General features: G+C 72.6%; 11 protein-coding genes. 3 read left to right on the top strand and 8 right to left on the bottom strand.

Going from position 1 to position 13,803, the window contains the following annotated elements:
- Positions 1 to 226 precede the first annotated feature (226 nt).
- From NR072_RS05375 to NR072_RS05365, 3 genes are all read right to left on the bottom strand, one after another.
- Positions 227 to 1,942 (bottom strand): thiamine pyrophosphate-binding protein, encoded by a 1,716-nt coding sequence (locus tag NR072_RS05375; RefSeq protein WP_041103045.1) that lies wholly within the window; start codon positions 1,940 to 1,942, stop codon positions 227 to 229.
- Positions 1,939 to 2,955, bottom strand: a complete 1,017-nt coding sequence (speB, locus tag NR072_RS05370; protein WP_041103046.1) for an agmatinase — start codon at positions 2,953 to 2,955, stop codon at positions 1,939 to 1,941. Before speB ends, NR072_RS05375 begins: the two co-directional genes overlap by 4 nt.
- A gap of 74 nt (positions 2,956 to 3,029) precedes the next feature.
- Complete coding sequence (locus NR072_RS05365; RefSeq protein ID WP_041103047.1) at positions 3,030 to 3,599, bottom strand: XRE family transcriptional regulator; 570 nt, start codon at positions 3,597 to 3,599, stop codon at positions 3,030 to 3,032.
- Positions 3,600 to 3,783: 184 nt separating this feature from the next.
- Here NR072_RS05365 and NR072_RS05360 point away from each other — a divergent pair, with 184 nt between their 5' ends.
- Together NR072_RS05360 and NR072_RS05355 are read left to right on the top strand one after the other, a co-directional pair.
- Positions 3,784 to 5,292, top strand: a complete 1,509-nt coding sequence (locus NR072_RS05360; RefSeq protein ID WP_041103048.1) for a sodium:solute symporter — start codon at positions 3,784 to 3,786, stop codon at positions 5,290 to 5,292.
- A 207-nt stretch (positions 5,293 to 5,499) separates the two neighbouring features.
- Positions 5,500 to 6,693, top strand: a complete 1,194-nt coding sequence (locus tag NR072_RS05355; protein ID WP_041103050.1) for an alcohol dehydrogenase catalytic domain-containing protein — start codon at positions 5,500 to 5,502, stop codon at positions 6,691 to 6,693.
- A gap of 76 nt (positions 6,694 to 6,769) precedes the next feature.
- On the opposite strand, the gene NR072_RS05350 is transcribed toward NR072_RS05355, so the two are convergent.
- Both NR072_RS05350 and NR072_RS05345 read right to left on the bottom strand, forming a co-directional pair.
- Positions 6,770 to 7,093 (bottom strand): DUF202 domain-containing protein, encoded by a 324-nt coding sequence (locus NR072_RS05350; protein ID WP_041103052.1) that lies wholly within the window; start codon positions 7,091 to 7,093, stop codon positions 6,770 to 6,772.
- A gap of 4 nt (positions 7,094 to 7,097) precedes the next feature.
- Entirely contained in the window at positions 7,098 to 7,517 is a 420-nt protein-coding gene (locus NR072_RS05345; RefSeq protein WP_041103054.1) for a YidH family protein, read from the bottom strand.
- Between the two features lie 93 nt (positions 7,518 to 7,610).
- On the opposite strand from NR072_RS05345, the gene NR072_RS05340 reads away from it, so the two are divergent.
- Positions 7,611 to 8,741, top strand: coding sequence for a VIT1/CCC1 transporter family protein (locus NR072_RS05340; RefSeq protein WP_041103056.1), 1,131 nt, complete (start codon positions 7,611 to 7,613; stop codon positions 8,739 to 8,741).
- Between the two features lie 126 nt (positions 8,742 to 8,867).
- Here the strand turns inward: NR072_RS05340 and sucD are convergent, their stop codons facing one another.
- The 3 genes from sucD to pcrA form a co-directional block, all read right to left on the bottom strand.
- Positions 8,868 to 9,788, bottom strand: a complete 921-nt coding sequence (gene sucD, locus NR072_RS05335) for a succinate--CoA ligase subunit alpha (protein WP_044659020.1) — start codon at positions 9,786 to 9,788, stop codon at positions 8,868 to 8,870.
- Between the two features lie 27 nt (positions 9,789 to 9,815).
- Entirely contained in the window at positions 9,816 to 10,985 is a 1,170-nt protein-coding gene (sucC, locus tag NR072_RS05330) for an ADP-forming succinate--CoA ligase subunit beta (protein ID WP_044659021.1), read from the bottom strand.
- A gap of 184 nt (positions 10,986 to 11,169) precedes the next feature.
- On the bottom strand, positions 11,170 to 13,731 hold the full coding sequence (gene pcrA, locus NR072_RS05325) for a DNA helicase PcrA (protein ID WP_256836422.1): 2,562 nt from the start codon (positions 13,729 to 13,731) through the stop codon (positions 11,170 to 11,172).
- Positions 13,732 to 13,803: the final 72 nt, after the last annotated feature.

The raw sequence follows: 13,803 nt of genomic DNA, 5'->3' as shown, positions 1-13,803 counted from the left end.
CGGGTCGCGTCGAGATGCCAGCATGGCAACGGATGCCGGACGTTTTCGTGAGATCGGCGGGATGGTTCCAGGACATCTCCTGGGCGGTTTCCGACACGGGCGGGACCGCCGGCGCCTCGGTCGACGCCTCAACTACCTGCCGGTCCAGCTCCGTTGCTGAAACATGCACCTGGAAAGGTGGCGCACACTCTCAGGGTCGAGTCAGCGATTCCGGCGCCGGGCCGTCTCAGACCTCCGGGGCCTCCCCCAGGTGGCTCGGCGCCCACATCGCCAGGCGGGTCTGCACCACCACGACGTTCGGCCCGTCCGCCTGGAACGCGCGCTCGAGCGCGCCGCGCACGTCCTCCACTCCCACCGTCTCGGCGGGCACGCCGAAGGAGGCGGCGAGGGCCTGGAAGTCCGGCCTGTCGAGCTCGGTGGCCGTGGCCTTGCCGAACGCGCCCTCCATGTACTCGCGCAGGATGCCGTATCCGCCGTCGTCGATGATCAGCCACGTCACCGCCGCGCCGTGCTGTCTGGCGGCCGCGAGCTCGGCGAGGGAGTACATCGCCGAGCCGTCGCCGGCGACGGCGAGCACGCGCCCGTCGATCCCGGTGCGTCCCTGGTGGGCCAGGCCCACCGCGCCGCCGAACGCGGCCGGGAACCCGTAGCCGAGCCCTCCGGCACCCTGCGCCGAGTGGAACTCGCCGTCCTGCGCGTCCCAGCAGTTCCACGCCCAGTAGGCGGCGATGGTCATGTCCCAGTACGTCTGCATGGTCGACGGAACGGCGGCGCGGATGTCCGCCAGGAGCCGGCGCTCCACGCCGAGGTCCTGGGCATCGAGGCGGGCGGTGATGCGCGCGTTGACGTCGGCGACCACCTCGGCCGGGGTGCGGCCGTGCCAGACGGCGGCGTCCTGCGCCACCGAGCCCGACTCGCGCAGCGCCGCGGCGAGCGCCTCGAGCGCCTGGCCGGCGTCGGCGCGCACACCCAGCGTGGGGTGGTTGGTCTCCAGCACGCGCGGCTCCGCGTCCACCTGGATGAGGCGGCCGCGCGGCTCGAGCGTGAAGTAGTTCGAGGTGACCTCGCCGAGCGAGGAGCCGACCACGAGCAGCACCTCCGCGTCCTCGAGCAGGTCTGTGACGAGGCGGTCCTCCACCCAGCCGCCGAGGCTGAGCGGGTGCTCCCACGGGAAGGCGGTGTTGCCGCCCGGCGAGCAGACCACGGGTGCCTGGAGCAGCTCCGCGACCTCCCGCAGGCTCTCCATCGCGGCCCGGCCGGAGCGGCGCACACCGCCGCCGGCCACGATCGCCACCCGCCCGGCCCCGCGCAGCCAGCGTGCGGACTCGGCCACGAGCTCGGCGCGCGGCGGGTGGTCGTAGGGCACGGCCAGGGCGTCCTCGACCGGGGGCACCATGACCTCGCCGAGCAGCACGTCCTGCGGGATCTCGACCCACACCGGCCCCTGCGGCACGGTGATGGCCTCGGCCCACGCGTCCTGGATGGCGGACGGGATGCCCGAGGCGTGGTGGACCGTGAACTGGGCCTTGGTGACGTTGCGGGCCGAGGCCTTCTGGTCGTCCAGCTGGTGCAGCATGCCCTTGCGCCGGGCGCCGAGCCCGGACAGCGGGATCTGCGAGGCGACCACGAGCATCGGCACGCCCGTGGCGTACGCCTCCTGCAGGCCGGCCAGTGAGGTGAGGGCGCCCGGGCCGGTGGAGAGGAACAGGACGCCGACCTCGCCGGTGGCCCGGGCGTATCCGTCCGCGGCGAAGGCGGCGTTGTTCTCCACGCGGTTCGAGACGAACTCCAGCGGGGAGCGGGACAGGGCGTCGAAGAGGCCGAGGGCGTGTTGGCCCGGGATGCCGAAGACCGTCCGTGCGCCCAGGGCGTGGAGCGTCTCGACGGCGAGGTCGCCGCCGTTGCGCCGCGGGGCCGCCGTCGTCGTCTGCTCGTCGCTCATCGGGCCGACTCCTCACCGGCGGCCGCGCGGGTGGCGCGGCGGTCGGCCATCAGGGAGATGAGGTCGTAGGCCACATGGGAGGCGGCGACGCCGGTCAGCTCGGCGTGGTCGTAGGCCGGGGCCACCTCCACCAGGTCTGCGCCCACGATGTCGAGCCCGCGCAGCCCACGCAGGATCTCGAGCAGCTCGCGGCTCGTGATGCCGCCGGCCTCGGGGGTGCCGGTGCCCGGCGCGTGCGCGGGGTCGAGGACGTCGATGTCCACCGAGATGTAGAGCGGCCGACCCCCGATGCGCTGGCGCAGCTGGTCCACGATCTCGTCCACGCCCTGACGGAACACGTCCGAGGAGGTGACGATGCCGAAGCCCATGCGGTGGTCGTCGTCGAGGTCCTTCTTGCCGTAGAGCGGACCGCGCGTGCCCACATGCGAGATGGCCTCGGTGTCCAGGATCCCCTCCTCCACGGCGCGGCGGAACGGCGTGCCGTGGGTGTACTCGGCCCCGAAGTAGGTGTCCCACGTGTCCAGGTGGGCGTCGAAGTGCAGCAGGGCAACGGGCTCGCCCGCCCGGGCGGAGGCGGCGCGCAGCAGCGGCAGCGCGATGGTGTGGTCGCCGCCGATGGTCATGAGCGAGGAGCCGTCCTCGGTGAGGTCCATCGCGTCCTGCTGGATCGCCTCGATGGCCTCGCCGATGTCGAACGGGTTCACCGCCATGTCCCCGGCGTCCACCACCTGGGCCTGCGCGAAGGGCGAGGTGTCCGTGGCGGGGTTGTACGGGCGCAGCAGCCGCGAGGACTGCCGCACGTGGCCGGACCCGAAGCGTGCACCGGGGCGGTAGGAGACGCCGGCGTCGAACGGTACGCCGACCACCTTGATCTCCGGGGCGACGCCGGCCGCGGCCGCCTCGTCCAGGCGCGGCAGCAGCGCGTAGGTGGGGGTGCCGCCGTAGCGGGGCACGAGGGCGGAGTTCACGGGGCCGAGGCGGCCGTTGTCCTCGACGCGGGGGATCTCGAGCATCTGGATGTCCTCTCTGGGCGGTTCGGTTCGGTCTGGTCGGTCTGGTCTGTCCGGTGTGGGCGCGCCGGACGGGGTCACGCGTGGCCCACGAGGGTCCACAGCACGACGGCGGGGCGGTCGTCCGGATTGGCCCACGAGTGGGGCTCGCGGCCGGGGAAGGTGACGGTGTCCCCCTCCTCCAACAGGTGCACGGCCTCGGTGGTCCGCAGCTCGAGGCGGCCGGTGACCACGTGCACCGCCTCCACGCGGCAGTCCACGGTGTACAGCTCCGCCTCCCCGCGGCCGCGCGGCGCGATGTCAGCGCGCAGGATCTGCAGGTCACGACTGCCGCGCGGGGTGATCAGGCGCTCGCGGATGCCCTCGCCGCCGAGGTTGACCGCGGGGGCGTCGGCGAGGCGCACGACCGTCACCTCGGGCGCGTCCAGGACGTCGCCCGGGCTCGCGCCGAGCACCTGGCACAGGGTCACGAGCGTGCTCACGGACGGGCTCGTCAGGTCCCGCTCGAGGCGGGAGAGGAAGCCCTTGCTGACGCCGGCCGCCTCGGCCAGCTGGGCCACGGTGAGCCGCCGCGCCTCGCGCAGCGCACGCAGCCGACGGCCGATCAGCGCCTGGCCCGGCGCGGTCTCGAGCGGGAGGGCCTTCATCGCGCTCCTCCCGACGTCGGCCAGGCGACATCGCCGATGTCACCCTGGACGACATGTTGTCTGATAAGCAACATGTGTTTACCGTAGGCCCGGATCGTGTGATCGGCAACACGACGATCTCTTGTGTCCCGCCGCGGCGCACCGCATCCCGGCGCCTCGGATCCCTTCGCTCCAAAGACCGCCCGTGACCCTCAACCTGACCATCGTCGCCGTCTACCTGGTCGGCATGCTCGCCTTCGGCTGGTGGGGCAAGACCCGCGCCGCCAGCTCGGAGGACTACCTCGTGGCGGGCCGCCGCCTCGGGCCGGTGCTGTTCACCGGCACCATGGCCGCCGTCGTGCTCGGCGGCGCCGCCACCGTGGGCGGCGTCGGCCTGGGGTACGAGTTCGGGCTCTCCGGCGCGTGGCTCGTGGCCGCCATCGGCGTCGGCGTCCTCATCCTGTCGGTGGCGTTCGCCCCGATCCTGGCCCGCCTGAAGATCTACACCGTCTCGCAGATGCTCCGCCTGCGGTACGGCCGTGGCGGGGCCTCCCACGCCTCCTCCTTCGTGATGCTCGCCTACACGCTCATGCTCGCCGCCACCTCCACGGGCGCCTACGCGTCGCTCTTCGTGGTGCTCTTCGGCTGGGACCGCTGGCTGTCCGTCCTGGTGGGCGGCGGCATCGTGCTGGCCTACTCCGTGCTCGGCGGCATGTGGTCCATCACCCTGGCCGACATGGCCCAGTTCCTCATCATGACCATCGGCCTGTTCGCCCTCATGCTCCCCCTCTCCCTGGCCAACGCCGGCGGCTGGAGCGCCATGCAGGAGCGCCTGGGCGCCGAGTTCTTCAGCTGGGACGGGATCGGCGTGCAGTCGATCGTCACCTACTTCGTGATCTACACCCTCGGCCTGCTGATCGGCCAGGACGTCTGGCAGCGCGTGTTCACGGCCCGCTCCCCGCGCGTGGCCCAGATCGGCGGCGCCACCGCGGGGCTGTACTGCATCGTGTACGGCGTCGCCGGCGCCGTGATCGGCATGGCGGCGCGCACGGTGACCGCGGACATCGCCGCCACGGACGACGTGTTCGCGTGGGTCGCCCAGAACCTGCTGCCCGTGGGCGTGGGCGGCGTGGCCCTGGCGGCCGCCGTCGCGGCCATGATGTCCACCGCCTCGGGCGCGATCATCGCGGCCTCGACCGTGATGCGCACCGACATCCTCCCGATCCTCCGCGGCGAGGCCACCGCCGCCGAGGACGGCGCCGTCGCCGAGGACGCGGCCACGGAGACCGCGGCGGAGCTCGCCTCGAACCGCGGCTGGGTGCTGCTGCTCGGCGCCGTCGTGCTGGGGCTGGCGATCGTCGTCCCGGACGTGGTGGCGGCCCTGACCATCGCGTACGACATCCTCGTGGGCGGCCTGTTCGTCGCGATCGTCGGCGGCCTCGTGTGGAAGCGCGGCACCGGCACGGCGGCCCTGTGGTCCATGGTGGTCGGGACGGTGGGCACCCTCGGCACCATGGGCTGGCTCGAGCTGAACGCGGCCGAGCCCTTCGAGGGCGTCTTCGCGAACGAGCCGATCTACGTCGGCCTGGCCGCCTCCGCCGTCGTGTACGTCCTCCTCAGCCTGATGACCCGGCCCACCGACCCCGCGGTCCTCGAGGCCTGGCGGGTGCGCTCCCGCCACGGCGTCGACCCCGCGGTCCGAGCGCAGGTCTGACCCACGCTCCCGGGGCCTGTGATCCTCCGACGCCCGCACGATGGCCGAGGCCACGTGGTGCGGCGGGCGGCGGCGGGCGACCCTTCCCGCGGGCTCCCCCCGGCCCCTAGTGTCTCCGTACAGCCTGAGACCGGGACTCCCCCTCGGGTTCGCCCCGTCTCTCGCCCCACCTGGGGCCTCGCTGGAGACAGAAAGGCAACAGTTCTCATGACCACCAAGAACCGCGCCGTGGCATTCCACGGCATCAAGGACGTGCGCGTCGACGAGCTGGACTTCCCCAAGCTGGAGATGCCCGACGGCTCCGCCGCGCCGCACGGTGTCATCCTCAAGATCGTCGCGACCAACATCTGCGGCAGCGACCTGCACATCTACCGCGGGTCCTTCCCCGCCCCCGAGGGCATGGTGCTGGGTCACGAGATGACCGGCCAGGTGCTGGAGGTCGGCAGCGACGTCCAGTTCCTGCAGGAGGGCGACCTCGTCTCCGTGCCGTTCAACGTGGCCTGCGGCCGTTGCCGCAACTGCCGCGCCGGCCGGACCGAGATCTGCGAGACCGCCAACCCGGACCAGGCCTGCGCCGCCTACGGCTTCAATCTGGGCGGCTTCCAGGGCGGGCAGGCCGAGTACCTGTTCGTGCCGTACGCCGACTTCCAGCTGCTGCGCTTCCCGGACCAGGAGCAGGCGATGGAGAAGATCCTGGATCTGACCGTGCTCTCGGACATCCTCCCGACGGCGTTCCACGGCCTCGTGGAGGCCGGCGCCAAGCCCGGCTCCACCGTCTACATCGCCGGTGCCGGCCCCGTGGGCCGGTGCGCCGCGGCCGCCGCTCGGCTGCTGGGCGCCTCGTGCATCATCGTGGGCGACCAGGACGCCTCGCGACTGGAGCTGGTGCGCAAGCACGGCTGCGAGACCATCGACCTCTCCACCACGGAGAACCTGCAGGACGCCGTGAGCGACATCCTCGGCGAGCCGATGGTGGACTGCGCGGTGGACTGCGTCGGCTCCGAGGCCCACGGCCTGGGCTCCGCGTCCGATGAGATGCAGCCGATCGCCGCCGTGAACCAGGTCCTGGACATCACCCGTCCGGGCGGCGCCACGGGCATCATCGGCATCTACGGGCCGGACCCGATCGCGGAGACGAAGGCCGAGCAGGAGGGCACCTTCCCGGTGGACTTCGGCAAGGCCTGGATCAAGTCGCCCCACATCATCGGCGGCCAGGCGCCCGTCATGCGCTACAACCGCCAGCTGATGATGTCGATCCTGTGGGATCGGATGCCGTACCTGACGGAGATGGTCAACCCGCGCGTGATCAGCCTGGACGAGGCACCGCAGGCCTATGCGGAGTTCGACCAGGGCTCCCTGGAGAAGTTCGTCATCGACCCCCACGGCATGATCGCCCGCTGAGCGGTCCGCCTCCGGATGCACGACGGCGCCCCTCACCCGCCCCGCGCAGGTGAGGGGCGCCGTCGTCGTCCGCGGATCATGCCGCGTGCAGCAGCGTGGCGGTGATCCCGAGGGCCGCCAAGCCCACCACCAGCGCGACCATGCAGGCCACCGACGCCAGGGCCGGCCGGGCCTGCTCCCGCGCGATTCCGTCCGCGTGCGCCACGTAGCGCCGGCGCTGCGTGGCCAGCACCGCCGCCCCGCCGACGGCCGCCACCACCGCAGGCCCGAACGCCCACGCGCCGACGGTCGGCCACCACCTCAGGAACGTGAGGCTGAGGACGCCCAGCGCCAGGACCGTGCGGCCCCAGCTCATCACGGTGCGCTCGGGCTGCAGCCCCGGGTCGTGATGCAGGCGCATCGTCTCAGCCCCGCGGAAGGACGACGGCGGCCAGCAGCACCACGACGGCCAGCACGACGCCCCCCGCGAGGACCGGGACGATCAGCGGCAGCGGCAGCGGACGGCCGCGGCGCATCGCCCGCTCCACCCGGAGCCAGCGCGCGCCCGCGCCCAGGGCGAGCAGCGCCGCCAGGACGAGCAGCACCGTGCTCAGCACCACCCGGACCGGCGGCGCGAAGAGGGCGCCGGTGAACGCCTCCACCGCGACCCCGCCGGCCAGCAGCGCCAGCGCCGTCCGGACCCAGGCCAGGAACGTGCGCTCGTTGGCGAGCGTGAACCGGGGGTCCGGCTCCTCCCCGCCCGCCAGGAGGCGGTGCTGCCAGGCCGGCCGGCCGCCGTCGTGGGCGGCGGTCTCGGGGCCGTCGGGGGTCTCTGCTGCGTCCATGCGGCCATGGTAGCGACGGCGTAGACTGGCCGGTCGGGCGCGCCCGGCCGCGACGGCGCCGCCCGTCCCCGCCCGCCCATCCGATGGAGCCCCATGAGCCCCGCCCACACCGCCACGCCCGCGGCACGTCCCGAGCCGACCCGCGAACAGGTCCGACGCTGGCGCCGCTACCTCGCCGACGAGATCGCCGAGGGCCAGATCTACCGCGACATCGCCGCTCGCAAGGACGGCGTGGAGCGCGACATCCTGCTCGGCCTCGCCGAGGCCGAGCGCCGCCACGAACAGCACTGGCGGGCCCTCCTGGGCGAGCACGCCGAGAACCCGCCGCGCCCCTCCCTGCACCGCATCCTGCTGCGCTGGCTCGCGCGGATCTTCGGCTCCGTGTTCGTGCTGGCCCTGGCCCAGCGCGCCGAGTCGGACACTCCCTACGCGGAGGACCAGGACGCCCCCGAGGGCATGGTGGCGGACGAGGCCATCCACGAGGAGGTCGTGCGCGGCCTCGCCGCCCGGGGTCGCGAGCAGCTGGCCGGCAACTTCCGCGCCGCCGTCTTCGGCATGAACGACGGGCTGGTCTCCAACCTGGCGCTCGTGATGGGCATCGGCGCGACGGGCGTGGCGCCGTCCGTCGTGCTGTTCACCGGCGTGGCCGGCCTGCTGGCGGGCGCGCTGTCCATGGCGGCCGGCGAGTACGTCTCGGTGCGGTCCCAGCGGGAGCTGCTCGAGGCCTCCTCCCCCACCCAGATCACCCTCGAGGCGGCCCAGCACCTGGACCTGGACCACAACGAGCTCACGCTCGTCTACCTGGCCCGCGGCATGACGCCCGAGGACGCCGAGCACCGCGCGCTCGAGCGCCTCGGCTATCTCACGTGCGACTGCAACCCGCAGTTCTCCGCCCGTCCCGACGGCTCCCAGGGGCCGGTGGACCACTCGGACTCCTTCGCGGAGATCGGCTCGGCGTGGAGCGCCTCCCTGTCCAGCTTCGCGTTCTTCGCCTCCGGCGCACTCATCCCGATCCTGCCGTACATCTTCGGCATGTCCGGGCTGTGGGCCCTGGGCCTGGCGGCGGCGATGGTGGGCGTGGCCCTGCTCTTCACCGGCGGTGTGGTCGGGCTGCTGTCCGGCTCCTCACCGCTGGCTCGGGGCCTGCGCCAGCTCGCGATCGGCTTCGGCGCCGCTGCCGTGACGTACGTGCTCGGCCTGCTCTTCGGCGCGAACGTGGGCTGACGGGCGCCCACCGCCTGCTCCGCCCCGCACAGCACACGGCCCCTGCCCCTCAGGACGAGGGACAGGGGCCGTGGTGCATCCGCCTGCCGGTGCGGAGCGCCGGCATCGGCGCCCCCCACCGCGGGATCAGGCCTGGGCCTGCAGGATCTCCCGCATGAGCTGGGCGGTCTCGGACGGGGTCTTGCCGACCTTCACGCCCGCGGCCTCGAGGGCCTCCTTCTTGGCCTGCGCGGTGCCGGCGGAGCCGGAGACGATGGCGCCGGCGTGGCCCATGGTCTTGCCCTCCGGGGCGGTGAAGCCGGCCACGTAGCCGACGACCGGCTTGGTGACGTTGGCCTTGATGAACTCGGCCGCACGCTCCTCGGCGTCGCCGCCGATCTCGCCGATCATCACGATGGCCTGGGTGTCCGGGTCGGCCTCGAACGCCTCGAGGGCGTCGATGTGGGTGGTGCCGATGATCGGGTCGCCGCCGATGCCGATGGCGGTGGAGAAGCCGAAGTCACGCAGCTCGTACATCATCTGGTAGGTCAGCGTGCCGGACTTGGACACGAGGCCGATGGGGCCGGAGCCGGTGATGGTGGCCGGGGTGATGCCCGCCAGGGCCTCGCCCGGGGTGATGACGCCGGGGCAGTTCGGGCCGATGATGCGGGTCTTCGGCTTGCCGTCCTCGCCGGTCTTGGACTGGGACAGGGCGAAGAACTCGGCGGTGTCCTGCACCGGGATGCCCTCGGTGATGACCACGAGCAGCGGGATCTCGGCCTCGATGGCCTCGATGGCGGCGTCCTTGGCGAAGGCCGGCGGCACGAAGGCCACGGACACGTCCGCACCGGTCTTCTCCATGGCCTCCTTGACGGTGCCGAAGACGGGCAGCTCGACGGCGTTGCCGTCCTTGTCCTCGTGGGACACGGTGGTGCCGGCCTTGCGGGCGTTCACGCCGCCCACGATGTTCGTGCCGGCCTTGAGCATGAGGCGGGTGTGCTTGGTGCCCTCACCGCCGGTGATGCCCTGGACGATGACCTTGGAGTCCTTGTTCAGGTAGATCGACATAGCTGTTTCCTCAGTCTTTCCGAACGGTCAGTTCGCGGAGTGGGCGAGCTCGGCGGCCTTGTCGGCGCCCTCGTCCATGGTGGCGGCCAGGGTGACGAGCGGGTGGTTCGCCTCCTGCAGGATGCGGCGGCCCTCCTCCACGGCGTTGCCGTCCAGGCGCACGACCAGCGGCTTGGTGGCGGTGTCACCCAGGATCTCGAGGGCCTTGACGATGCCGTTCGCGACCTGGTCGCACGCGGTGATGCCGCCGAAGACGTTCACGAACACGGACTTGACCTGCTCGTCGCCCAGGATGACGTCGAGGCCGTTGGCCATGACCTCGGCGTTGGCGCCGCCGCCGATGTCCAGGAAGTTGGCCGGCTTCACGCCGCCGTGCTGCTCGCCGGCGTACGCGACGACGTCGAGGGTGGACATCACGAGGCCGGCGCCGTTGCCGATCACGCCGACCTGGCCGTCCAGTTTCACGTAGTTGAGGCCGTTGGCCTTGGCCTTGGCCTCCAGCGGGTCCTCGGTGCGCTCGTCGACGAGGGCGGCGTGGTCCTCGTGGCGGAACGCCGCGTTGTCGTCGAGGGAGACCTTGCCGTCCAGGGCGAGGATCGTGCCGTCGCCGGTCTTCACCAGCGGGTTCACCTCGACGAGGGTGGCGTCCTCCTTCTCGAAGACCTCCCAGAGCTTCTGGATGACCTCGGCGACGTCGGCGCGCAGCTCCTCGGGGAAGCCCGCCTCGGTGACGATCTTCTGGGCGGTCTCGGCGTCGATGCCGGTCAGCGGGGAGACGGGCACCTTGGCGAGGGCCTCGGGGCGCTCCTCGGCGAGCTGCTCGATCTCCATGCCGCCCTCGACCGAGCACATGGCCAGGTAGGTGCGGTTGGCGCGGTCCAGCAGCACGGAGAAGTAGTACTCCTCGGCGATGTCGGCGCCCTGGGCGATCATGACCTGGTGCACGGTGTGGCCCTTGATGTCCATCCCCAGGATGGCCTTGGCGTGCTCGTAGGCCTCGTCGGCCGTCTTGGCGACCTTCACGCCGCCGGCCTTGCCGCGGCCGCCGACCTTCACCTGCGCCTTGACGACGGTGACGCCGCCGATCTTCTCCGCGGCCGCCTTGGCCTCGTCCGGGGTCTGCGCAACGATGCCGGCCAGCACGGGGACGCCGTGCGCCTCGAACAGATCGCGCGCCTGGTACTCATACAGGTCCACGGTGGTGTGTCCTTCTTGGTCGAAGACAGGGTCTGCCGGCCTCGCCCGCGGGCGCGGCCGACGTCGACGCCCCCTCCGTGGCCGGGCCGGGCGCGGGGGCACGGCGGGGCGGCGGACGGCGGCGTTCCACGGCTCACTGTAGTCCACGCCCCGGGGCGACCGGGGGGTCGGCGGGCCGGTCCCGTCAGCCCTCGACCTTCGTCAGCGGGGCGTAGCGCAGCAGCAGCCGCTTCTGCGCCCCGGTGGCGTCGAAGGTGACGGTCGCGACGGTCTTGTCCCCCGCGCCCGCGACGGCGTCCACGCGCCCCTCGCCGAACGTGGCGTGGGAGACGCGGTCGCCCGGGCTGAGCGCCACGATCTCCTTCTGCGGCTGCACCCGGCTCGGCGCCTTCCCGCGCACCACGCCGGAGGGCACCGTGAGGTCCGCCGGCTCGTCCCCGCGGGTGAGGCGCTGGGGTCGCGCGCCGTCGTCGTCCCGGGACCGCCAGGCCGGCCGGCCGCCCCCGAACCGCCCCGCGTAGCGCGAGGTGCCGGCGCCGGTCAGGCTCAACGAGCCGGCCGAGCGGGTGGTGCCCTCCCGCTCCCAGTCGATGAGCGTCTCCGGGATCTCCCCGAGGAACTGGCTGGGCGGGTTGAACTGGTGCTGGCCCCACAGCGAGCGTGCCTCGGCGCGCGTCAGGAACAGGCGACGGCGGGCGCGCGTCAGGCCCACGTAGGCCAGACGGCGCTCCTCCGCGAGCTCCTTCTCGTCCGTCATCGAGCGGGCGTGCGGGAACACCCCGTGCTCCATGCCCGTCAGGAACACCACGGGGAACTCGAGGCCCTTGGCGGTGTGCAGCGTCATGAGCGTGACCTGGCCCTGCTGCTCGGCGAGCGCCTCGCCCTCCACGTCCGGGGCCGTGGGCAGCTGGTCTGCGTCCGCCACGAGCGCCACCTGCTCGAGGAAGTCGGACAGGGTGCCGTCCGGGTGCGTCGTCTCGAAGGAGCGGACGACGGCGACGAGCTCGCCGAGGTTGTCCGCGCGGGACTCGTCCTGCAGGTCCTCGGACTCGCGGAGGGCGGCCAGCATCCCGGACTGCTCGAGGACGGCCTCCAGGACGGTGGCCGGGCCGGCGGACTCGGCGACCTGGCCGAGGTCGTCCATCATCTGCACGAAGCCGCGGACGGCCTTGAGCGAGCGGGCGGCCATGCCGGGGGCGTTCTCGGCGTCGCGCAGGGCCGCGGAGAACGTGGAGCGGTTGCGCTCGGCCCACGCGGCGATGGCGCCCTCGGCCCGGTCCCCGATGCCCCGTTTGGGCTCGTTGAGGATGCGGCGCACGTTGACGTCGTCGTCGGGGTTGACGATCACCCGCAGGTAGGCGAGCGCGTCCTTGATCTCCTTGCGGTCGTAGAAGCGCGTGCCGCCGATGACGCGGTACGGGATGCCGCGCGTCACCAGCCGCTCCTCGAGCGCGCGGGACTGCGCGTTGGTCCGGTAGAACACGGCGACGTCGGCCGGGCGGATCCCGTCCTCGTCCTGCAGCCGGTCGATGGTGGTGGCGATCCACTCCGCTTCGGCGGACTCGTTCTCCGCGGCGTAGCCGACGATCGCCGGGCCCTCCCCCTCGGCCGTCCACAGGCGCTTGGGGCGGCGGTCCGGGTTGCGCTCGATCACCGCGTTGGCGGCGTCCAGGATGGTCTGCGTGGAGCGGTAGTTCTGCTCGAGCTTGATGGTGACGGCGTCCGTGAAGTCCTGCTCGAACTCGACGATGTTGCGGATGTCCGCGCCGCGGAACGCGTAGATGGACTGGTCCGAGTCGCCGACGACGGTCAGCTCGCCGCCGGGGGTCTCCACGCCCTCGGGGTCGCCCGCCGGGCCGGCGAGGAGCCGGATCAGGCGGTACTGGGCGTGGTTGGTGTCCTGGTACTCGTCCACGAGGACGTGGCGGAACCGGCGGCGGTAGTTGTCCAGCACGCGCGGGAACGCCTCGAACATGTGGACCGTCATGCCGATCAGGTCGTCGAAGTCCAGGGCGTTGGCCTGGCGCAGGCGGGCCGTGTAGTCCCGGTAGACGGCGGCGACGGCGCGGCCCCACGGGTCCCCCTCGGCCACGGTGGCGGCGTAGTCGTCCGCCTCCACGAGCTCGTTCTTCAGGGAGCTGATGCGGTTCAGCAGGGCCTTGGGCGCGAAGCGCTTCGGGTCCAGCTCGTGCTGCTTGGCGACGGTGGTGACCAGGCGCAGGCTGTCCGCCGAGTCGTAGATGGTGAACGTGGACTTCAGCCCGATGTTGGCGGCCTCGTTGCGCAGCAGCCGCACGGCGGAGGAATGGAACGTGGAGATCCACATCCGCTGGGCGGTGGGACCGATCAGCCCGGCCACGCGCTCGCGCATCTCCGCGGCGGCCTTGTTCGTGAAGGTGATGGCGAGGATCTCGTGCGGCCGCGCCCGGCCGGTGGCGAGCAGCCACGCGATGCGGTGGGTCAGCACCCGGGTCTTGCCCGAGCCGGCGCCCGCCACGATCAGCAGCGGCGCCCCCGTGTGGGTCACCGCGGCGGCCTGCTGCGGGTTGAGCCCCGCCACGAGCGACTCGGGAGTGTGCGCCGGCGCGGCCGGCCGGACGTCCTGGCCCCAGGCCTCGGGGTCCGCGGCCGCGCGCGTGACGGCCGGGGGCACGAGCCCGGGCAGGGCGGTCTCCGGGTCCGCCGGGCGGCGGGTGCGGTCGAGGTTCAGGGGCGTGCGTCCGAGCGCGGAGAAGAGGTCAGCCATGGCGGACCCAGTCTAGGTGTTGTGGGTCATGAGGTTCTTGGCACGAGGGCCGGGCTGAGATGAGACGAGCGG

The sequence above is a fragment of the Micrococcus sp. Mcc89 genome (genome assembly GCF_024519795.1).
Classification (GTDB): domain Bacteria; phylum Actinomycetota; class Actinomycetes; order Actinomycetales; family Micrococcaceae; genus Micrococcus; species Micrococcus luteus.
Note: the sequence above shows the minus strand (reverse complement) of the source record. Positions and strands in the feature narration are given on the sequence as shown.

Excerpts from the sequence above, each read along its gene's own strand:
- NR072_RS05375 (WP_041103045.1), bottom strand. The coding sequence starts at position 1,942 with ATGAGCGACGAGCAGACGACGACGGCGGCCCCGCGGCGCAACGGCGGC.
- speB (WP_041103046.1), bottom strand. The coding sequence starts at position 2,955 with ATGCTCGAGATCCCCCGCGTCGAGGACAACGGCCGCCTCGGCCCCGTG.
- NR072_RS05365 (WP_041103047.1), bottom strand. The coding sequence starts at position 3,599 with ATGAAGGCCCTCCCGCTCGAGACCGCGCCGGGCCAGGCGCTGATCGGC.
- NR072_RS05355 (WP_041103050.1), top strand. The coding sequence starts at position 5,500 with ATGACCACCAAGAACCGCGCCGTGGCATTCCACGGCATCAAGGACGTG.
- NR072_RS05350 (WP_041103052.1), bottom strand. The coding sequence starts at position 7,093 with ATGCGCCTGCATCACGACCCGGGGCTGCAGCCCGAGCGCACCGTGATG.
- NR072_RS05345 (WP_041103054.1), bottom strand. The coding sequence starts at position 7,517 with ATGGACGCAGCAGAGACCCCCGACGGCCCCGAGACCGCCGCCCACGAC.
- NR072_RS05340 (WP_041103056.1), top strand. The coding sequence starts at position 7,611 with ATGAGCCCCGCCCACACCGCCACGCCCGCGGCACGTCCCGAGCCGACC.
- sucD (WP_044659020.1), bottom strand. The coding sequence starts at position 9,788 with ATGTCGATCTACCTGAACAAGGACTCCAAGGTCATCGTCCAGGGCATC.
- pcrA (WP_256836422.1), bottom strand. The coding sequence starts at position 13,731 with ATGGCTGACCTCTTCTCCGCGCTCGGACGCACGCCCCTGAACCTCGAC.